The organism is Gordonia sp. NB41Y, assembly GCF_030718915.1.
In the GTDB taxonomy this organism is placed as follows: domain Bacteria; phylum Actinomycetota; class Actinomycetes; order Mycobacteriales; family Mycobacteriaceae; genus Gordonia; species Gordonia desulfuricans.
In genome coordinates, this window is record NZ_CP132196.1 from 549,707 (window position 1) to 566,458 (window position 16,752).

Here is a 16,752-nt window from a genome sequence, read left to right on the forward strand (position 1 = left end):
CACGCGGCGGTGAACCCTCGGACCTCTCAGACGGCGACCGGCGCCTTGATCCCCGGATGCGACTGATATCGCACCACGGCGATGTCGTCGTACTCGTAGTCGAAGATCGAATCACGCTGACGCAGTTCGAGTTTCGGATACGGGAACGGTTCACGTGACAGTTGGCGGGTGACCTGCTCGACGTGGTTGTCGTAGATGTGGCAGTCGCCGCCGGTCCACACGAAGTCACCCACCTCGAGCCCGGCCTGCTGGGCCATCATGTGGGTCAGCAACGCATACGAGGCGATGTTGAACGGCACCCCGAGGAACAGATCGGCGCTGCGCTGGTAGAGCTGACACGACAGCTTGCCGTCGGCGACGTAGAACTGGAAGAACGCGTGGCACGGGGGCAGCGCCATCTGCGGGATCTCGCCCACGTTCCACGCCGACACGATGTTGCGCCGTGAATCCGGATTGGACTTGAGCATCTCGAGTGCGGCCGAGATCTGGTCGATGTGCTCACCCGACGGGGTCGGCCAGTTGCGCCACTGCACGCCATAGATCGGCCCCAGCTCGCCGTCGGCGTCGGCCCACTCGTCCCAGATCGTGACGCCCTGCTCCTGCAGCCACTTGACGTTGGAGTCACCGCGCAGGAACCACAGCAGTTCGTAGACGATCGACTTGAGGTGGACTTTCTTGGTGGTGATCAGCGGAAATCCCGCCGAGAGGTCGTACCGCAGCTGTGCACCGAAGATGCTGCGGGTCCCGGTTCCGGTGCGATCGGCCTTGGGGGTGCCGGTGTCCATGACGAGGCGGAGCAGGTCTTCGTACGGAGTCGGGACCACCTCCGCCGATGCCTGGTCTCGGATCGCGTCGCTCACGACGGCCAGTCTAGGACGTGCCGGGGTTGCCCGGGCTCGGCGGCCCTCACGTGGGCCGTACCGTGGTCCCGTCACCGAAGCGGACATCGAGCACCGTGGTCGGCATCCGCGGCGGCTCCCCCGGCGGGTGGATACCCCGGGCTGCGAGGACCGGATGAACGGCGGGGTGCACGACCGCGTCGACCGCCTTGTCGCATGCCTCCTGCGACTCCCACACATCCAGGTAGCCGATCGATTTGTCGGGGTGCTCGATCGTGAGATGGACGATGAGGCCCGGCATCGGCGTGGTACCGATCCGCGCATCGATCTCGTCGTAGATCTCGGCCGTGATCGGCACGTTCTGAGTCCATGCATAGAACGCCATGGCGATCATCCCCTTTTTCATCCGAGGTAATATCGGATCAATATGGATAGACCAAGGGTAGGCCCGGCGGCCGACGCAGTCAACGCCCAGGCCGAGCATCGTGCGACGCGGCGCTACGACTCGACCAGGCGCCGTGCGGCCGCCGAACAGACCCGCATGCGTATCCTCACCGCGGCTCGAGAGTTGTTCATCACCAACGGTTATGCGGCGACCACGATCGCGGCGATCGCCCGCGACGCCGAGGTCTCACCCGATACCGTCTATGCGACGGTGGGCCGTAAGCCGGTGGTGTTCCGCGAGCTCATCGAGATCGCGTTGTCGGGGACGGCGCATGCGGTGCCGGGCGCCCGGCGCGACTACGCCGTCCGGATGCGCGCCGAACCCGATATCGGCGCCAAACTTCGGATCTACGCCGACGCCGTCACGGCACTGCAATCGCGGCTGTCACCGCTGTTCGTGGTCTTGAGAGCTGCCGCCGACGCAGACCCCGATCTCGCCGACCTGTGGACCGAGATCACCCGTCGACGCGCCGACAACATGCGCCATCTCGCCGCCGACCTCGCCGGATCGGGCCGGTTGCGCGCCGACCTGACGATCGACGAGGTCGCCGACATCATCTGGACGATGAACGGCTCGGAGTACTTCACACTGCTGGTCGTCGAACGAGGTTGGACGCGCGAACGTTTTGCCGACTGGCTCCACGACGCGTGGTGTCGTCTGCTGGTGGTGACGCCGCCCACCGGCTGAGCGCCCATCGACTCCCCCTCACCATGAATGGCCGAGCCTCCGAGGCGAGGATCCGTCATGTCGGCAACCACCCTCGATGGTCGAGCCGGGACCGAGCCGCCAGGCGAGGACCCGTGTCGAGACCCCGTAACCCGACAATGTTCGCAACCACCTCAGAGGTGATCACCACCCGACATCGGCCGACAGAGGTTTCGACACGCCTCGTCGCTCCGCTCCTCACCGGCTCAACCAGCCACCTCCGATGGTCGAGCCGGGACCGAGCCGCCAGGCGAGGACCCGTGTCGAGACCCCGGCAACCCTTCGATGGTCGAGCCGGGACCGAGCCGCCAGGCGAGGACCCGAGTCGAGACCCGGCGAGACGCGATTGTCGGTAACCACCTCAGAGGTGATCACCACCCGACATCGGCCGACAGAGGTTTCGACACGCCTCGTCGCTCCGCTCCTCACCGGCTCAACCAGCCACCTCCGATGGTCGAGCCGGGACCGAGCCGCCAGGCGAGGACCCGTGTCGAGACCCCGGCAACCCTTCGATGGTCGAGCCGGGACCGAGCCGCCAGGCGAGGACCCGAGTCGAGACCCCGCGAGACGCGATTGCCGGTAACCACCTCAGAGGTGATCACCACCCGACATCGGCCAACAGAGGTTTCGACACGCCTCGTCGCTCCGCTCCTCACCGGCTCAACCAGCAAAAACAGCGCGCAACCACCATGGATGGTCGATCCCGAGGTGAGGATCTGTTGTGTCGGCAACCACCTCGGAGGTGGTCACCACCTCGACTACCCCATCAGCTGCGCGGCCACCGTCGCACCGAGCTCCCAGCACTTCTCGAGGTCGTCCTTGCCGGGCTTCGCCGACACCGCAACGTACTGCGCGACCTTCTCCCAACCGAGTCCGGTGGTGATCGTGTCGATCGCGCGTTCGGCGCCTTCGGTGCCCTCGTTGCCGTGCAGGTAGGCCCCGAACGGCCGACCGCGCGTCGCGTCCAGGATCGGGTAATACGCACAGTCGAAGGCATGCTTGAGGGCCCCGCTGATGTACCCGAGGTTCGCCGGTGTCCCGAGGACGTAGCCGTCGGCGTCGAGGAAGTCACTGGCCGTCACCGACAACGCGGCCCGGCGGACCACCTCGACGCCCTCGATCTCGGGGTCGGTCGCCCCGCTGATCACCGCCTCGAACATCGCCTGGCAGAATGGCGACGGCGTGTGGTGGACGATCAGCAGCCGGCTCATGCGCCCCGGCCGTCCGGGGATTCGCGGAACTGCTCGCAGGCACGCTTCATCATCTGCCGCGCACGCCCGCGGTCACCGGCGTAGTCGTAGGCGCGGGCGATCCGATAGGTGTTGCGCCAGTCGGTGGGATCGGCCTCCCACTCCTGCTTGACCTGTGCGAACAAGGTGTCGGCGGCGTCGCGTTCGATCCGCCCGGAAGGCCGGCGCGGCAGATCGGACACGTCGAGTTCGCGCCCCTGCTCGGAGATGATCCGGGCCAGCTTCTGGTGTTCGATGCCCGAACGCAGCGTCGAGACCACCATCCAGACGCCGAGCAGCGGCAGGAACAGCACCGCCAGACCCAGCACGATCCCGACCGCGGTCCCCTCGGCGATCAGGTCGATCGCCCGCTTGCCGAGGATCACGAAGTACACGCACAGTGCGACGACGAAGAACCCGATCATCCAGATGGTCGGGCGGGCGTCACCCCCGCGGGGCTTCTTGGGCTTGGGGTCGGCAGGCATGGTCGCAGGCATCCTCGTCGTCAGAGGTCGAGCAGGTCGTCGAGGCCGACGGTCAGGCCCGGACGGTCACCGATCCCGCGCACACCGAGCAGCACACCGGGGACGAAGGAGGTGCGGTCCATCGAGTCGTGGCGGATGGTGAGGGTCTCGCCCTGCGTCCCCAGCAGCACTTCCTGGTGTGCGACGAGACCGGCGAGGCGGATCGAGTGCACGCGGACGCCGTCGACCTCGGCACCGCGGGCGCCCTCGAGTTCGGTGGTGGTGGCGTCGGGACTCTTGCCGACACCGGCCGCAGCGCGCGCCTCGGCGATCAGGGAGGCGGTGCGGTAGGCGGTACCCGACGGCGCATCGGCCTTGTTCGGGTGATGCAGTTCGATCACCTCGACCGAGTCGTAGAAGCGGGCGGCGGCCTGCGCGAACCGCATCGACAGCACGGCACCGATCGCGAAGTTCGGGGCGATCAGCACGCCCACGCCGGGGGCCGCCGACAGCCACTCGCGGACCTGGGCGAGTCGCTCGTCGGTGAAGCCGGTGGTGCCGACCACGGCGTGAATCCCGTTCTCGATCAAGAACTTCAGGTTGTTCATCACCACGTCGGGGTGGGTGAAGTCGACGACGACCTGGGTGTCGGTGTCGGAGAAGAATTCCGGTGCGTCGCCCTTGTCGACGCCGGCGGTGTAGACGAGGTCGTCGGCTGCCTCGATCCCGGCGACGATCGCGCGACCGACCTTGCCGTTGGAACCGAAGACGCCAACCCTGATGCCCTGAGCCATGCCAGCCTTTCGTCGTGGGTGCTGCGGTCAAGTCTATGCAGCCACCGGCGTCGCCCGGTTCGGGGCGTCGCTCAGAAGATCGGCGCGTCGCCGCGGAGGTGCTCGAACACCAGTGACGTGGTGGTGCCGGCGACCTCCCGACGCGAGTTGAGCATCTCGACGAACCGTCGCAGCGCCTCGGTGTCGGCGGTGGCGACGTGCAGCAGATAGTCGTCCTTGCCGGCCAGGAAGAACACGTCGATCACCTCGTCGTGTCCGGTGATGTCGGCGACGAAACGCCGGATCTGACCCCGCGCATCCGACTGCAGACTCACCGCGACCATCGCGCGCAGCGGCCGTCCGACGGCGGCCGGGTCGACGTCGGCGAAGAAGCCGCGGATCACCTTCAGGTCGACGAGGCGCCGCACCCGTCCGTGGCAGGTCGACGGCGCGATCCCTACGGCGTGGGCGAGGTCGGCGTTGGTGACTCGGGCATCGGCCTGCAGATGCCGCAGGATCTGCCGGTCGACGTGATCGAGTTGCGGCCGAACATCCTTCAGATCGTCGGGCATGGACACCTCCGATGTCGCCGGTTCTTCACCGATCAGGCCTGATCGAGAATCATCGTCAGAATTGTTGCGAGAGCCCCGACGGAACTTCACCCTCGACAGTAGTTCCTGCGAGGAATGAGGTCACCATGCGAATCGGTATCCCCACCGAGGTCAAGAACCACGAGGACCGCGTTGCCGCCACTCCGGCGGGTGTCACCGAGCTGACCCACCGCGGCCACGAGGTGATCGTGCAGGCCGGTGCGGGGATCGGATCGGCGATCACCGACGCCGACTTCAAGCAGGCCGGCGCCCAGATCCTGGCCACCGCCGAGGAGGTGTGGGACCAGGCCGAGCTGATCGTCAAGGTCAAGGAGCCGACCCCGGCCGAGTACCCGCACCTGCGCGCCGGGCAGGCCCTGTTCACCTACCTGCACCTGGCCGCCGACCCCGCCGGCACCGACGCCTTGCTCGCCGCGGGCACCACGGCCATCGCCTACGAGACCGTGCGCGCCGCCGACGGTTCGCTGCCGCTCCTGGCACCGATGAGCGAGGTGGCCGGGCGGCTGGCCCCACAGGTCGGCGCCTATCACCTGATGCGGTCGGCGGGCGGACGCGGCGTGCTGATGGGCGGCACCCCCGGCACCGAACCCGCCCGCACGGTGATCCTGGGCGCCGGTGTGGCCGGGGTGAACGCGGCGACCATCGCCGTCGGGATGGGTGCGCAGGTGACGGTCTTCGACGTCGACATCGCCAGGTTGCGCACCGTCGACGCACGCTTCGCCGGTCGGGTGCACACCCGCTACAGCACCTCGTCGGCGGTGGCGGAGGCCGTCGTCGACGCCGACCTGGTGATCGGTGCGGTCCTGGTCCCCGGTGCGAAGGCCCCGGTGCTGGTCTCCGACGAGCTGGTGGCGCAGATGCATCCGGGGGCGGTGCTGGTCGACATCGCGATCGATCAGGGCGGCTGCTTCGCCGACTCGCACCCCACCACCCACGACGATCCGACGTTCACCGTGCACGACACCGTCTTCTACTGCGTGGCCAACATGCCGGGCACCGTCGCCCGCACGTCGACCCACGCCCTGACCGGCGCGACGCTGCCGTATGTGCTCCGGCTGGCCGATCAGGGCTGGGAGCGCGCCCTGGCCGCCGATCCCTCCCTCGCGGCGGGCCTGAGCACCCACGACGGCGAGCTGTTCAGCCCCGAAGTGGGTGCAGCCCAGGGGTTGTCGGTGACGCCGAATCCGTTCCCGCATCACTGACCGGCAAGGGTCATCCGGTGAGATGCCTGGTGATCCAGCGTTGCGCGCCGCCGTCCTTGATCGGCACGTCCGACACGCGGAGGGGCCCGAGCACCGGCATGCCGAGCCGCACGCGAATCCGGAAGTCGGCGAGCTGGATGCGATAGACGGCGCGCACATATGCCCGTCCACCGAACCGGTCGGCAACACGCAGCACGCTCTTCACCCGCTCGAACCGTCGGGCGTCACGCTCCGACCACTCCCACCCCATCAGGTCACGGAACTCGGCCGGCAGGTTGGCGCGGGTCAGGTACCGGTACGACGGCCCGAGCAGCATCGGGAACGGCTTGCCGAGCGGCCCCCACGCCTCGACGATGAACTCCAGATCCGAGAGGGTCTCGAAGTCGTGGCGGACAGGCGGGTCGATCGCCAGGTCACCGAGCCGGGACTCCCAGTACCGGGTGAACTCCGCCCAGCTCGTCGGCCACGCCCGCGCACGGACGTTGACGCCGGTGGCGAGCGGTTCGGCGGCGCGCGTCAGCACATCGAGCTCGGGCTCGGTGAGTTCGCCGTAGAGCAGGGTGTACTGGTCGAGATAGAAGCGGAACAGGCAGGCCGCGACCCATTTCTGCAGTTCCGGCGAGTTGCCGCTGTAGCGGACCGGGCTGTCGGGTTCGGAGACCACCGCCTTGTGCGCCTCGGCGATCTCGGCGCGCATCAGGTCGCGGTCGGCGTCGGTGCCGATCACCGCCACGACGAGGTACTGGCCGGTGGTGCGGGCCCGCTTGATCGGGTAGCGGCGCGGGCTCCCCGATGCCACGCGGCTCTCGTTGACGCCATATCCGACCGGCGGCAACGACAGCTGCATGATGATGTTGGCGACCCCGCTGGTCAGACCGAGCGTGGTGACCAGGTCGAACAGCGTCGTCGGCGCCCGCCTCATGTTCTGCTGCCTCCGAATCGTCACCTGACCCGCCATCCCGACCCCACTTCTGGAAACATACGTATCCAGATATGACGGTACGTCTCCCCCGCCCGTCGGTCAATGGTGGTCGACCGCGACAACGACCTGCTCAATCATCGGGTGACCACTTCTGAGGTGGTCGCGAACACGATCGGGTCACCGGGCCTCGACACGGGTCCTCGCCCAGCGGCTCGGTCCCGGCTCGACCATCCATGGTGGTGTCGTAGCCCGCCGCGACCACCTCCGAGGTGGTCGCCGACACCACAGATCCTCACCTCAGGATCGACCATCCGAGGTGGCGTTTCTGCTGGTTGAGCCGGTGAGGAGCGAAGCGACGAGACGAGTCGAAACCTCCGACGGCCAAGTCCAGATGGTGACCACCTCCGAGCTGGTCGCGAACACGATCAGGTCACCGGGCCTCGACACGGGTCCTCGCCCAGCGGCTCGGTCCCGGCTCGACCATCCATGGTGGTGCCGTAGCCCGCCGCGACCACCTCCGAGCTGGTCGCGAACACGATCAGGTCACCGGGCCTCGACACGGGTCCTCGCCCAGCGGCTCGGTCCCGGCTCGACCATCCACGGTGGTGTCGCAGCCCGCCACGACCACCTCCGAGGTGGTCGCCGACACCACAGATCCACACCTCAGGAACGACCATCCGAGGTGGCGTTTCTGCTGGTTGAGCCGATGAGGAGCGAAGCGACGAGACGAGTCGAAACCTCCGACGGCCAAGTTCAGATGGTGACCACCTCCGAGGTGGTTGCGAACACGATCGGGTCACCGGGCCTCGACACGGGTCCTCGGCCAGCGGCTCGGTCCCGGCTCGACCATCCATGGTGGTCAGCTGCCACCGTGAAGGGACCACACCTGAGCCGGTTGCCGACACTACAGATCCGCACCTCGGCTCGACCATCCATGCTGGCGGCGGACTGTTGTCGCGCCGACCTCACCAGGTGAAGGTCGAGGTCTCCGACCGGGCATCCGGGGCGTACCGGCGCTCGGCGAGATCACCGTGGCCGTCGGCACCGATGCGGACGACGGTGCTCGCGCGGGTGCCGTACTCCCCCAGGTCGACGAACATCGCCGACAGCCCGAGTTCCTGGGCGGCGGGGACACCGGTGTGCGGCAACGACGCCGGGTCGGCCGTGGTGGGGTCGTGGAGCATGTCGAGCAGCGTCGTCGGATCGTCGCCGACATGCGTCGACAGGCCGGCGATCCCGGTCCGCACCTTGGGCCACCCCTCGTCGAGCCGGCCGTTGGACAGTCCGTGCACACCCGGTTCGACGCGTCGTGAAACGGGACCGAAATGATTGGTGGCCCACCACATCTCGACGCCGTCGTCGACGACGAGGTTGACCGGGGCGTATTCCTCGGCGTGTGCCACCAGGTCTCGGGCGGCATCTTCGGCCGAGCTGTCGCCGACCAGGAAGTCCACCGGCAGTCGTCCGCGGGACCGCTTGGTGGGATCCGGGACGGCGACGCCGTCACGCACGTTGGTGACCGCGGCGAGCCGGGTATGAACCCCCGGGGCGAGTCGTGTATCACCCGCGGCGGCAGGGTGTTTCGGGTCGCGGGTGGATACACCCAGCCAGGTGCCGCCGGCCGTGAGGTCCCGTCCGCCGAGGATGGGTTCGTCATCCCAGCGGTGTACGCCCGCGGTCTGGCGGGCGTGGAACTCGTCGCGGTTGGCGGCCAGGACCAGCCGGTGTCGCGGGTCGACGTCGAGCGCGAACAGGATCAGGCACACGCCGTCGAGCCTAGTCGTGCGCGTGCGGGGGCGAAGACACCAGCGACGCGATCGCGGCGACGATGGTGGGAACGAGGTCGCCGGCGGAGTGGTCGGCGAGTTCGCCGCGCTCCTCGTCGGAGCGGAGCATGATGATCGACTCGACCATCCGGAACGGCAGCAGACGCCGGTCGTCGGCGGCGTCACCGAGTACCGCGACGCTGAGCTGCTCATAGACGTCGGCCAACGCCCTTCGGGCCAGCCGGAATTCGGCGTAGCGCTCGTCGGCGACCTCCGGCAGCAGATACAGCGATCCGAGGTTCCACCGCGCCTCGACGAGCTGGCGGGCATCGAATTCGGCGAGGTCGAGCAGACGGTCGAGCGCCGGCCCGTCGGCGTGGAGTAGTGCGCGCGCATGGCCGAGCGGACCCACCACCGTGGTCTCGAGCAGGGCCGCGAGGAGATCGTCCTTGTTCTTGAAGTGGTGGTAGAGCGAAGACTGCCGGACGCCGACGGCGTCGGCGATCATCCGCGTCGAGGTTCCGCTGTAGCCGTGTCGGACAAAGAGTTCGGCGGCGGCGTCGAGGATCTCCTCGCGCGCCGTCGTCGCATCGCGTTTCGGCTGCTCCAACCGTGGACGCCCACGGCCGGGCGTCGCGCGACCTGCCGTCGCAGGCATGTACACCTCCCGGATTCGTCGGCCGCGACGTAACACGGCCGTCACCGAAGTTACCGAACCCGAAACATAACTATCACCCGACAGAAAAATCCGGGCGGTTATCTATCACTCGACAGATAAACGCTCGACGGGGAGCTCTCGTTCGAAGGACATCGCATGACCGCAACCGCACCGACCTCACCCACCGATCAGGGGGCCGGGTCACCCACCATCCGCCAGGACGCCGACGATCTCTCCGCCTTCGGCTACGACCAGCAACTACACCGCTCGCTGGGCAAGTTCGCCTCGTTCGCCGCGGGGTTCTCCTTCGTCTCCATCCTCACCACCATCTTCCAGTTGTTCGGTCTGGGCTTCGGTTTCGGCGGCCCGGCCTTCTTCTGGACATGGCCGATCGTCTACGCCGGCCAGTTCCTGGTCGCCCTGTGCTTTGCCGAGATCGCCGCCCGCTACCCCCTCTCAGGTGCCATCTATCAGTGGTCGCGCCGGATGGGCGGTGAGGTGATCGGCTGGTTCGGTGGCTGGTTCATGATGATCGCCCAGATCGTCACCGCATCGGCCGCGGCGATCGCCCTGCAGGTGGTGCTGCCCAGCGTGTGGTCGGGATTCCAGATCATCGGCGACGACCCGACCCTGACCACCACCTCCGGCGCCGCCAATGCGGTACTGCTCGGCTCGATCCTGATCGTCGTGGTCACCGCGATCAACTGTGTCGGGGTGCGCTGGATGAGCCTGGTCAACAACATCGGCGTCACCTGCGAACTCGTCGGTGTGGTCGCGGTGGTCCTGGCCCTGTTCACCCACGCCCGACGCGGTCCCGGCGTCGTCTTCGACACCGGCGTCCCCGGCGAACAGCCCGGCTACATCTGGGCGTTCATCGTCTCCGGTCTGATGGCGGCCTATGTGATGGTCGGCTTCGGTTCGGCCGGTGAGCTCGCCGAGGAGACCAAGAATCCGCGTCGTGTCGCCCCACGCACCATCCGGATGGCGCTGACCGTCTCGGCGATCGGCGGCGGCCTGATGCTGCTCGGCGCCCTGATGGCCGCCCCCACCCTCGGTGAAGAACTCGCCGTCGGCGGACTGCCCTACGTGCTCGACTCGGTCCTCGGCAGCTTCTGGGGCAAGGTGCTGCTGTGCGATGTCGCGGTGGCGATCTTCATCTGCACCCTGGCCATCCAGACCGCCTGCTCGCGGCTGATGTTCTCGATGGCCCGCGACGGCCGGCTCCCGTTCTCCTCGACCCTGTCACATGTCAACTCGCGCACCGGAACCCCGATCGCGCCGGCCATCCTGATCGGCGGCGCCTGCATCGCGATCCTGCTGGTCAACGTCGGCAACTCGGCGATCTTCGCAACCCTTGCCAGCGTCTGCATCATCCTGATCTACCTGGCCTACCTCGCGGTCACCGCGCCGATGCTCTACCGCCGCCTGCAGGGCTGGCCGAAGGGCACCGTAGCCGTCGACGCCGAGGGCAGGAAGCTGTTCGGGCTCGGCCGTTTCGGGATCGTCGTCAACGCCCTCGCGGTGATCTACGGGGCTCTGATGGTGATCAACCTGGCCTGGCCGCGCGCCGAGGTCTTCGACCCGGCAGGCGAGATGCCCATCCTGCGCTGGGCCGGCCCGATCTGTATCGCCGTCACCGTCCTGGTCGGTATCGCCTGCTTCCCGCACGGCAAGACCCATCCCCGCCCGGTCGGCAATCCGACCGCCTGATCCCGAACCGTCTGCACCACAAAGCCTTCGAGGAGATCTCCATGACCACCGCCACAACCGCCGCGGGTACCGCCACCACCGCCGGGGCCCGCGAGCACGCCCGCGCCCAGTCCCGCACCATCACCGGCGCGATGCCGGTGGTACCCGCCACCGACTGGCCCACCCCTCCCGCAGGTGTCGACGCCACCGCACTGACCTGGGCCGAGACGGTGCCGGGTGGGCGCTACACCACCAAGGTCCTCGCCCGCGGGACCCGGCTGCGCCTGCGTGACCTGACCGGCGGTGCGTGCGCGCATCTGCTGCTCTGGCGTGCCGATGCCCCCTGGGAGCGGCTCAACGTCGCCGACACCGTCAAGGTGCCATGGCAGGCGTACCTGAGCACCGGCCATCCCCTGCTCAGCGACCAGGGACGGGTGCTGGCCACCCTCGTCGACGACACCAGCGCCCACCACGACGCCCTGTGCGGTACCACCACCCTCGCCGACAACACCGCGAAATTCGGTGCGGGCGAGGCCTACTCGGCCACCCCCGCCGGGCGGGAGCTACTGCTGCTCGCCGCGGCCAAGAACGGGCTGACCGCCACCGATGTCGCACCCTCGCTCTCCTTCTTCCACGGGGTCACCGTCGCCGACGACGGTGCGCTGGTCTCCACCGGATCTGCCGGCCCGGACACCGCGGTGGAGCTGATCGTGCATCTGCCGGTGATCGTCGCCATCGCCAACACCGCCCATCCGCTCGACCCGGCGTCGGAGTTCACCTGCGGCCCAATCGAAGTGCTCGCCTGGCGGGCCGGTGCCGACCTCGACGCCCTCGTCGGCGGGGCACTGGGCCCCGAGGCCGTCACGGCCGATCCGGAGTACGCCCGCGCCGTCGCCAACAGCGAAGACGCCCACCTCGCCGCCCACCTCTGATCGCGCTCACCACCCCGGAGACCACCATGACCATCACCGCTTCACCCCGCACCGACCCGACCACCGTCCCGGCCGCCGATCTGGCCCTCGTCGGCGGCACCGTCATCGCCGACGAGATCGTCGCCGAACGCTCCCCCTGGTCGGGGATCGTCGCCGCCGGCGACGTGCTCACCATCGTCGACCTGTTCGGCAACCAGGCCGTCGACACCCTGTTCTACGGCGGCAACGACCACACCATCCGGTATTCGGCGCAGGCCACGATCGCCGCACAGGGCAACATCTTCCTGACCACCGGCTCGGTGATCCGCGATCAGGAGTCGCAGCCGATGATGACGATCGTCGCCGACGAGGTCGGCAACCACGACACCCTCGGTGGTGCCTGCTCGCAGGAGTCCAACACGCTGCGCTATGGCCACCACACCAAGCATCAGCACGCGTGCGTGGAGAACTTCCTGATCGGCGGTGCCCGGCACGGGCTGGGCAAGCGTGACCTCGTCGGCAACGTCAACTTCTTCATGAACGTGCCGGTCGACCCGGACGGTGCGCTGGGCATCGTCGACGGGCGCTCGGCACCCGGGAAACGTCTGGCCCTGCGCGCCGACGCCGACACCCTGGTCCTGGTGTCCAACTGCCCGCAGATCAACAACCCCTGCAACGGATTCGATCCCACCGCCGTCCGGGTGATCGTCACCCGGCCCGGCGCCTGACCATCGATCCCACCTGAACCACACTGCTGCAACGACTTCCGAGGTGACGACAATGACCACGATGGACATCCTGCGGGCCGGTCCGCTGACCACCATCCAGGACTGGCCGGGCCGGGTGGGCTACTGGAACATCGGGGTTCCGCCGTCCGGGCCGATGGACGACCTCTCGTTCCGGCTGGCGAACCGGGCGGTCGGCAACCCGGCGTCGGCGGCCGGGCTCGAGGCCACTCTGGCCGGGCCCCGGCTCCGCTTCGACGCCCCGACCGTGGTGGCCGTCACCGGCGCCCCGGTCCCGGTCTCCGTCGACGGAACGGCCGTGGCGCAATGGGTTCCGATCCACCTCGATGCCGGTCAGGTCCTCGACATCGGCATGGTGGACGGGCTGGGGCTGCGGGTGTACGTCGCGGTCGGTGGCGGCCTGGACGCGCAGGAGTATCTCGGCAGCCGGTCCACCTTCACCATGGGCCGGTTCGGCGGCAAGGACGGGCGCACCCTGTCCGACGGAGACACCCTCGCGCTGGCGGGTGAGCCGATCCGCACGGCGACCCGGATCTCCTCCGACGAGCAACCCGCACTGACCGATTCGTGGGAGCTCGCGGTGACCGTCGGGCCGCATTCGGCCCCGGAGTTCTTCACCGAGGACGACGTCGAGGACCTCATGTCCACGGCGTACCAGGTGCACTTCAACTCCGACCGCACCGGCATCCGCCTGATCGGCCCGCAGCCGCGGTGGGCGCGGACCGACGGCGGTGAGGCCGGCCTGCACCCGTCGAACATCCACGACAACGCCTACTCGGTGGGTGCGCTCGACTTCACCGGTGACACCCCGATCCTGCTCGGCCCCGACGGCCCGAGCCTCGGTGGATTCGTCTGCCCGGTGACCGTCGTCGCCGCCGACCGCTGGAAGCTCGGACAGCTCAAGCCCGGCGACACCGTGCGGTTCGTCGCGATCAAGGCCACCGCGGCGGCGTCCCCCGGCGAGCTCGGTGCGGCCCGGCGGGCGAATTTCGCGCACGTCCTGTCCACCGGCGGCGACGCCGACCACGGCATCCTCGGTCGCACCACCACCGCCGACGGCACCACCGAGGTGACCTACCGCCGCTCCGGCGACGACAACATCCTCGTCGAATACGGCGACATGCGCCTGGATCTGGAGTTGCGCGCCCGGGTGCACGCCCTGGCCGAGCGGATCGCCGCGGAGTCACCGCGCGGCCTGATCGACCTCACCCCGGGTATCCGTTCGCTGCAGGTCAAGGCCGATCCGGATGTGTGGTCGCAGACCGCGATGCGCCGGTGGCTCACCGAATGCGAAGCGCAGCTGCCTGCCGCCACCGATCTGGTGGTACCCAGCCGTACCGTGGAACTGCCGCTGTCGTGGGATGATCCGGCAACCCGCGAGGCCATCGAACGCTACATGCTGGGGGTGCGCTCCGACGCCCCGTGGTGTCCCTGGAACATCGAGTTCATCCGCCGGATGAACGGTCTGGACTCCGTCGACGACGTCCACCGCATCGTCTTCGACGCCGACTACCTCGTCCTGGGCCTCGGTGATGTGTATCTCGGTGCGCCGGTGGCGGTCCCGCTCGACCCGCGGCATCGCCTGGTGACCACCAAATACAACCCGGCACGCACCTGGACCCCGGAGAACGCGGTCGGGATCGGCGGCGCCTACATGTGCATCTACGGCATGGAGGGGCCGGGCGGCTACCAGTTCGTCGGCCGCACCACGCAGGTGTGGAATCACCGGCATCCGCTGCCCGCGAACGGTTTCGACCCCGACCACCCGTGGCTGCTGCGCTTCTTCGACCGCATCCGCTGGTACCCGGTGAGCGCCGAGGAACTGCTCGACATGCGGGCCGACGTGGCCGCCGGGCGCGGTGACTCCACCCGCATCACCGACGGCACGTTCTCCCTGGGCGAGCACCAGCGCTTCCTGGCCGACAACGCCGAGGACATCGTCGCCACCCGCACCGCGATGGAAGGCGCCCGTGACGAGGAACGCCGACGCTGGGCGCTCGGCGGCGAGTTCGCCGCCGGCCGCACACCGGACATCACCGCCGCCACGACCATCACCGACGTATCCACACTCTCCGAGGAGGGGAAGGTCGCATGACCCGCATCGACGACATCTACGCCCGCATCGACGCCGCCGACCGACCGGAGGTGTTCATCACCCTGCGTCCACGCGACGAGGTGGCCGCCGAGTACGCCGCGTCGGTGGCCGCACGCGGCCCGCTGGCCGGGCTGATCCTGGCGGTCAAGGACAACGTCGACGTCGCCGGTCTGCCCACCACCGCCGCCTGTCCCGGCTTCGCCTTCACCCCCGACGCCGATGCCCCCGCGGTGGCGGCATTGCGGTCCGCGGGTGCGGTGGTGATCGGCAAGACCAATCTCGACCAGTTCGCGACCGGTCTGGTCGGTACGCGCAGTCCGTATGGGGCGGTGCGTGATTCCCGCCGACCCGACCGCATCTCGGGCGGGTCGAGTTCGGGGTCGGCGGTCGCGGTGGCGCTCGGCTTCGCCGACATCGCGATCGGCACCGACACCGCCGGGTCGGGTCGGGTCCCGGCGGGCCTGCAGGGCATCGTCGGGGTCAAACCGACCGTCGGGGTGGTGTCGACGGTGGGTGTGGTGCCGGCGTGCGCGAGCATCGACGTCGTCACCGTCCTGGCCGCCGACCTGGCCACCGCCGACCGCGCGACGGCGGCGATGGCCGCGGCCACCGGCCCGCGCCCCTTCGGCCCGGCGTGTGCGCTCGCCGCACCCGAGGCCCCGGTTCTCGCGGTCCCCGAACAACTCCCGGAACTCGACGACGCCTGGGGTGAGGCCTTCGCCGACGCCGTGGCCCGCGCCGAGCAGGCCGGCATGCGGGTCAAGACCATCGACCTGTCACCGTTCCTCGCCGCGGCCAGACTGCTGTACGAGGACGCACTGGTCGCCGAACGATCCGACGCCGTCGGCGAGTTCGTGCACGCCGCCCGGACCGGAGACGACGATGCCGTGGGTCTCGATCCCACGGTGGCCTCGATCATCGGGTCCGCCGACCGGTTCGGCGCGGTCGATCTGCTCCGGGCCCGGCGCACCCTCGCACGGCTGCGTGACGAGTCGTTCGCGTCGTGGGGTGAGGCCACCGCCCTGCTGGTCCCGACCGCGCCGATGCACCCGAGCCTGGCCGAGGTGGCCGCCGATCCGGTCGGCGTGAACTCCCGGATGGGCACCTACACCAACTTCTGCAATCTGTTCGACCTGTGCGGTGTCGCCGTGCCCGCCGGCACGGTCACCGAGGCCGACGGCGGTCTCGCGCAGTTCGGGGTGACCTTCCTCGGTCGCGGCCATCACGACGCGGTCGTGATGGACCTCGCCCGACGCTTCACCGACACCGGCTCGAACGGTGTGGTGTCGAACGGGGTGGGCTCGAACGGGGCAGCGTGGCCGGAGGCGCACGCCGAGTGCACCGAACTCGCCGTGTTCGGGGCGCATATGCGCGGTGGTCCGTTGACACACGAACTGGCCGATCGCGGGGCTCGCTGGTCGGGCGAGGTCCGCACCGCCGCGTCGTATCGGCTGGTCGAGCTCCACACCGTACCCGCCAAGCCCGGACTCATCCGGGATCCCGATGCCGGGACCGCGATCGACGGTGAGGTGTGGACACTGTCACCGGCTGCGCTCGGCGGGTTCCTCGCGGCGCTGCCCTCCCCGATGTCGCTGGGCAGGGTCGAACTCGACGACGGCCGCTGGGTGACCGGATTCGGCTGTGCCGCCGACGCCGGTGCCGCGGGTGTCCCGCTCACGAGGACGCGGTGGTGAGAT

At 68.9% G+C, this 16,752-nt stretch carries 16 protein-coding genes; 7 read left to right on the forward strand and 9 right to left on the reverse strand.

Annotated features, from left to right (window positions below; translation table 11 throughout):
* Nucleotides 1-26: 26 nt before the first annotated feature.
* Nucleotides 27-860, reverse strand: a complete 834-nt coding sequence (locus tag Q9K23_RS02295; RefSeq protein WP_020791595.1) for a thymidylate synthase — start codon at nt 858-860, stop codon at nt 27-29.
* Between the two features lie 46 nt (nt 861-906).
* Nucleotides 907-1,323 carry a hypothetical protein gene (locus tag Q9K23_RS02300; RefSeq protein ID WP_261977702.1) on the reverse strand — a complete coding sequence of 139 codons (417 nt, stop codon included), beginning with the start codon at nt 1,321-1,323 and terminating at the stop codon, nt 907-909.
* A gap of 57 nt (nt 1,324-1,380) precedes the next feature.
* Here Q9K23_RS02300 and Q9K23_RS02305 point away from each other — a divergent pair, with 57 nt between their 5' ends.
* Nucleotides 1,381-1,971, forward strand: a complete 591-nt coding sequence (locus Q9K23_RS02305) for a TetR family transcriptional regulator (protein ID WP_238403869.1) — start codon at nt 1,381-1,383, stop codon at nt 1,969-1,971.
* Between the two features lie 776 nt (nt 1,972-2,747).
* Here the strand turns inward: Q9K23_RS02305 and Q9K23_RS02310 are convergent.
* The 4 genes from Q9K23_RS02310 to Q9K23_RS02325 all read right to left on the reverse strand — a co-directional run bounded on the left by Q9K23_RS02310 (nt 2,748) and on the right by Q9K23_RS02325 (nt 5,027).
* The gene (locus tag Q9K23_RS02310; RefSeq protein WP_020791599.1) at nt 2,748-3,200 is read right to left on the reverse strand and encodes an NAD(P)H-dependent oxidoreductase; all 453 of its coding nucleotides are present in this window, start codon (nt 3,198-3,200) and stop codon (nt 2,748-2,750) included.
* Entirely contained in the window at nt 3,197-3,703 is a 507-nt protein-coding gene (locus Q9K23_RS02315) for a hypothetical protein (RefSeq protein WP_020791598.1), read from the reverse strand. Before Q9K23_RS02315 ends, Q9K23_RS02310 begins: the two co-directional genes overlap by 4 nt.
* Before the next feature lie 20 nt (nt 3,704-3,723).
* Nucleotides 3,724-4,476: a 4-hydroxy-tetrahydrodipicolinate reductase gene (gene dapB, locus Q9K23_RS02320; RefSeq protein ID WP_020791602.1), complete on the reverse strand. Its 753-nt coding sequence runs from the start codon at nt 4,474-4,476 to the stop codon at nt 3,724-3,726.
* A gap of 71 nt (nt 4,477-4,547) precedes the next feature.
* On the reverse strand, nt 4,548-5,027 hold the full coding sequence (locus tag Q9K23_RS02325; protein ID WP_053776412.1) for an Lrp/AsnC family transcriptional regulator: 480 nt from the start codon (nt 5,025-5,027) through the stop codon (nt 4,548-4,550).
* Between the two features lie 125 nt (nt 5,028-5,152).
* Between Q9K23_RS02325 and ald the strand changes: the two genes are divergently transcribed.
* A complete protein-coding gene (gene ald, locus Q9K23_RS02330) occupies nt 5,153-6,268 on the forward strand; it encodes an alanine dehydrogenase (RefSeq protein ID WP_053776411.1) in 1,116 nt (371 codons plus the stop codon).
* Between the two features lie 10 nt (nt 6,269-6,278).
* On the opposite strand, the gene Q9K23_RS02335 is transcribed toward ald, so the two are convergent.
* The 3 genes from Q9K23_RS02335 to Q9K23_RS02345 form a co-directional block, all read right to left on the reverse strand.
* Nucleotides 6,279-7,190 carry an oxygenase MpaB family protein gene (locus tag Q9K23_RS02335; protein WP_152972611.1) on the reverse strand — a complete coding sequence of 304 codons (912 nt, stop codon included), beginning with the start codon at nt 7,188-7,190 and terminating at the stop codon, nt 6,279-6,281.
* Nucleotides 7,191-8,155: 965 nt separating this feature from the next.
* On the reverse strand, nt 8,156-8,956 hold the full coding sequence (locus tag Q9K23_RS02340) for an NRDE family protein (protein ID WP_020789652.1): 801 nt from the start codon (nt 8,954-8,956) through the stop codon (nt 8,156-8,158).
* A gap of 10 nt (nt 8,957-8,966) precedes the next feature.
* Nucleotides 8,967-9,614: a TetR/AcrR family transcriptional regulator gene (locus Q9K23_RS02345; protein WP_053776520.1), complete on the reverse strand. Its 648-nt coding sequence runs from the start codon at nt 9,612-9,614 to the stop codon at nt 8,967-8,969.
* Nucleotides 9,615-9,770: 156 nt separating this feature from the next.
* On the opposite strand from Q9K23_RS02345, the gene Q9K23_RS02350 reads away from it, so the two are divergent.
* Genes Q9K23_RS02350 through atzF form a run of 5 tightly spaced genes read left to right on the forward strand, consistent with a single transcriptional unit; the run spans nt 9,771 to nt 16,749 of the window.
* On the forward strand, nt 9,771-11,324 hold the full coding sequence (locus Q9K23_RS02350; RefSeq protein WP_020789653.1) for an amino acid permease: 1,554 nt from the start codon (nt 9,771-9,773) through the stop codon (nt 11,322-11,324).
* A gap of 41 nt (nt 11,325-11,365) precedes the next feature.
* The gene (locus tag Q9K23_RS02355; protein WP_053776410.1) at nt 11,366-12,235 is read left to right on the forward strand and encodes an urea amidolyase associated protein UAAP1; all 870 of its coding nucleotides are present in this window, start codon (nt 11,366-11,368) and stop codon (nt 12,233-12,235) included.
* A gap of 26 nt (nt 12,236-12,261) precedes the next feature.
* Nucleotides 12,262-12,942, forward strand: coding sequence for an urea amidolyase associated protein UAAP2 (locus Q9K23_RS02360; protein ID WP_020794643.1), 681 nt, complete (start codon nt 12,262-12,264; stop codon nt 12,940-12,942).
* Nucleotides 12,943-12,994: 52 nt separating this feature from the next.
* On the forward strand, nt 12,995-15,055 hold the full coding sequence (locus Q9K23_RS02365; RefSeq protein WP_053776409.1) for a 5-oxoprolinase/urea amidolyase family protein: 2,061 nt from the start codon (nt 12,995-12,997) through the stop codon (nt 15,053-15,055).
* Nucleotides 15,052-16,749 carry an allophanate hydrolase gene (gene atzF / locus Q9K23_RS02370; RefSeq protein WP_305950379.1) on the forward strand — a complete coding sequence of 566 codons (1,698 nt, stop codon included), beginning with the start codon at nt 15,052-15,054 and terminating at the stop codon, nt 16,747-16,749. Before Q9K23_RS02365 ends, atzF begins: the two co-directional genes overlap by 4 nt.
* Nucleotides 16,750-16,752 lie beyond the last annotated feature (3 nt).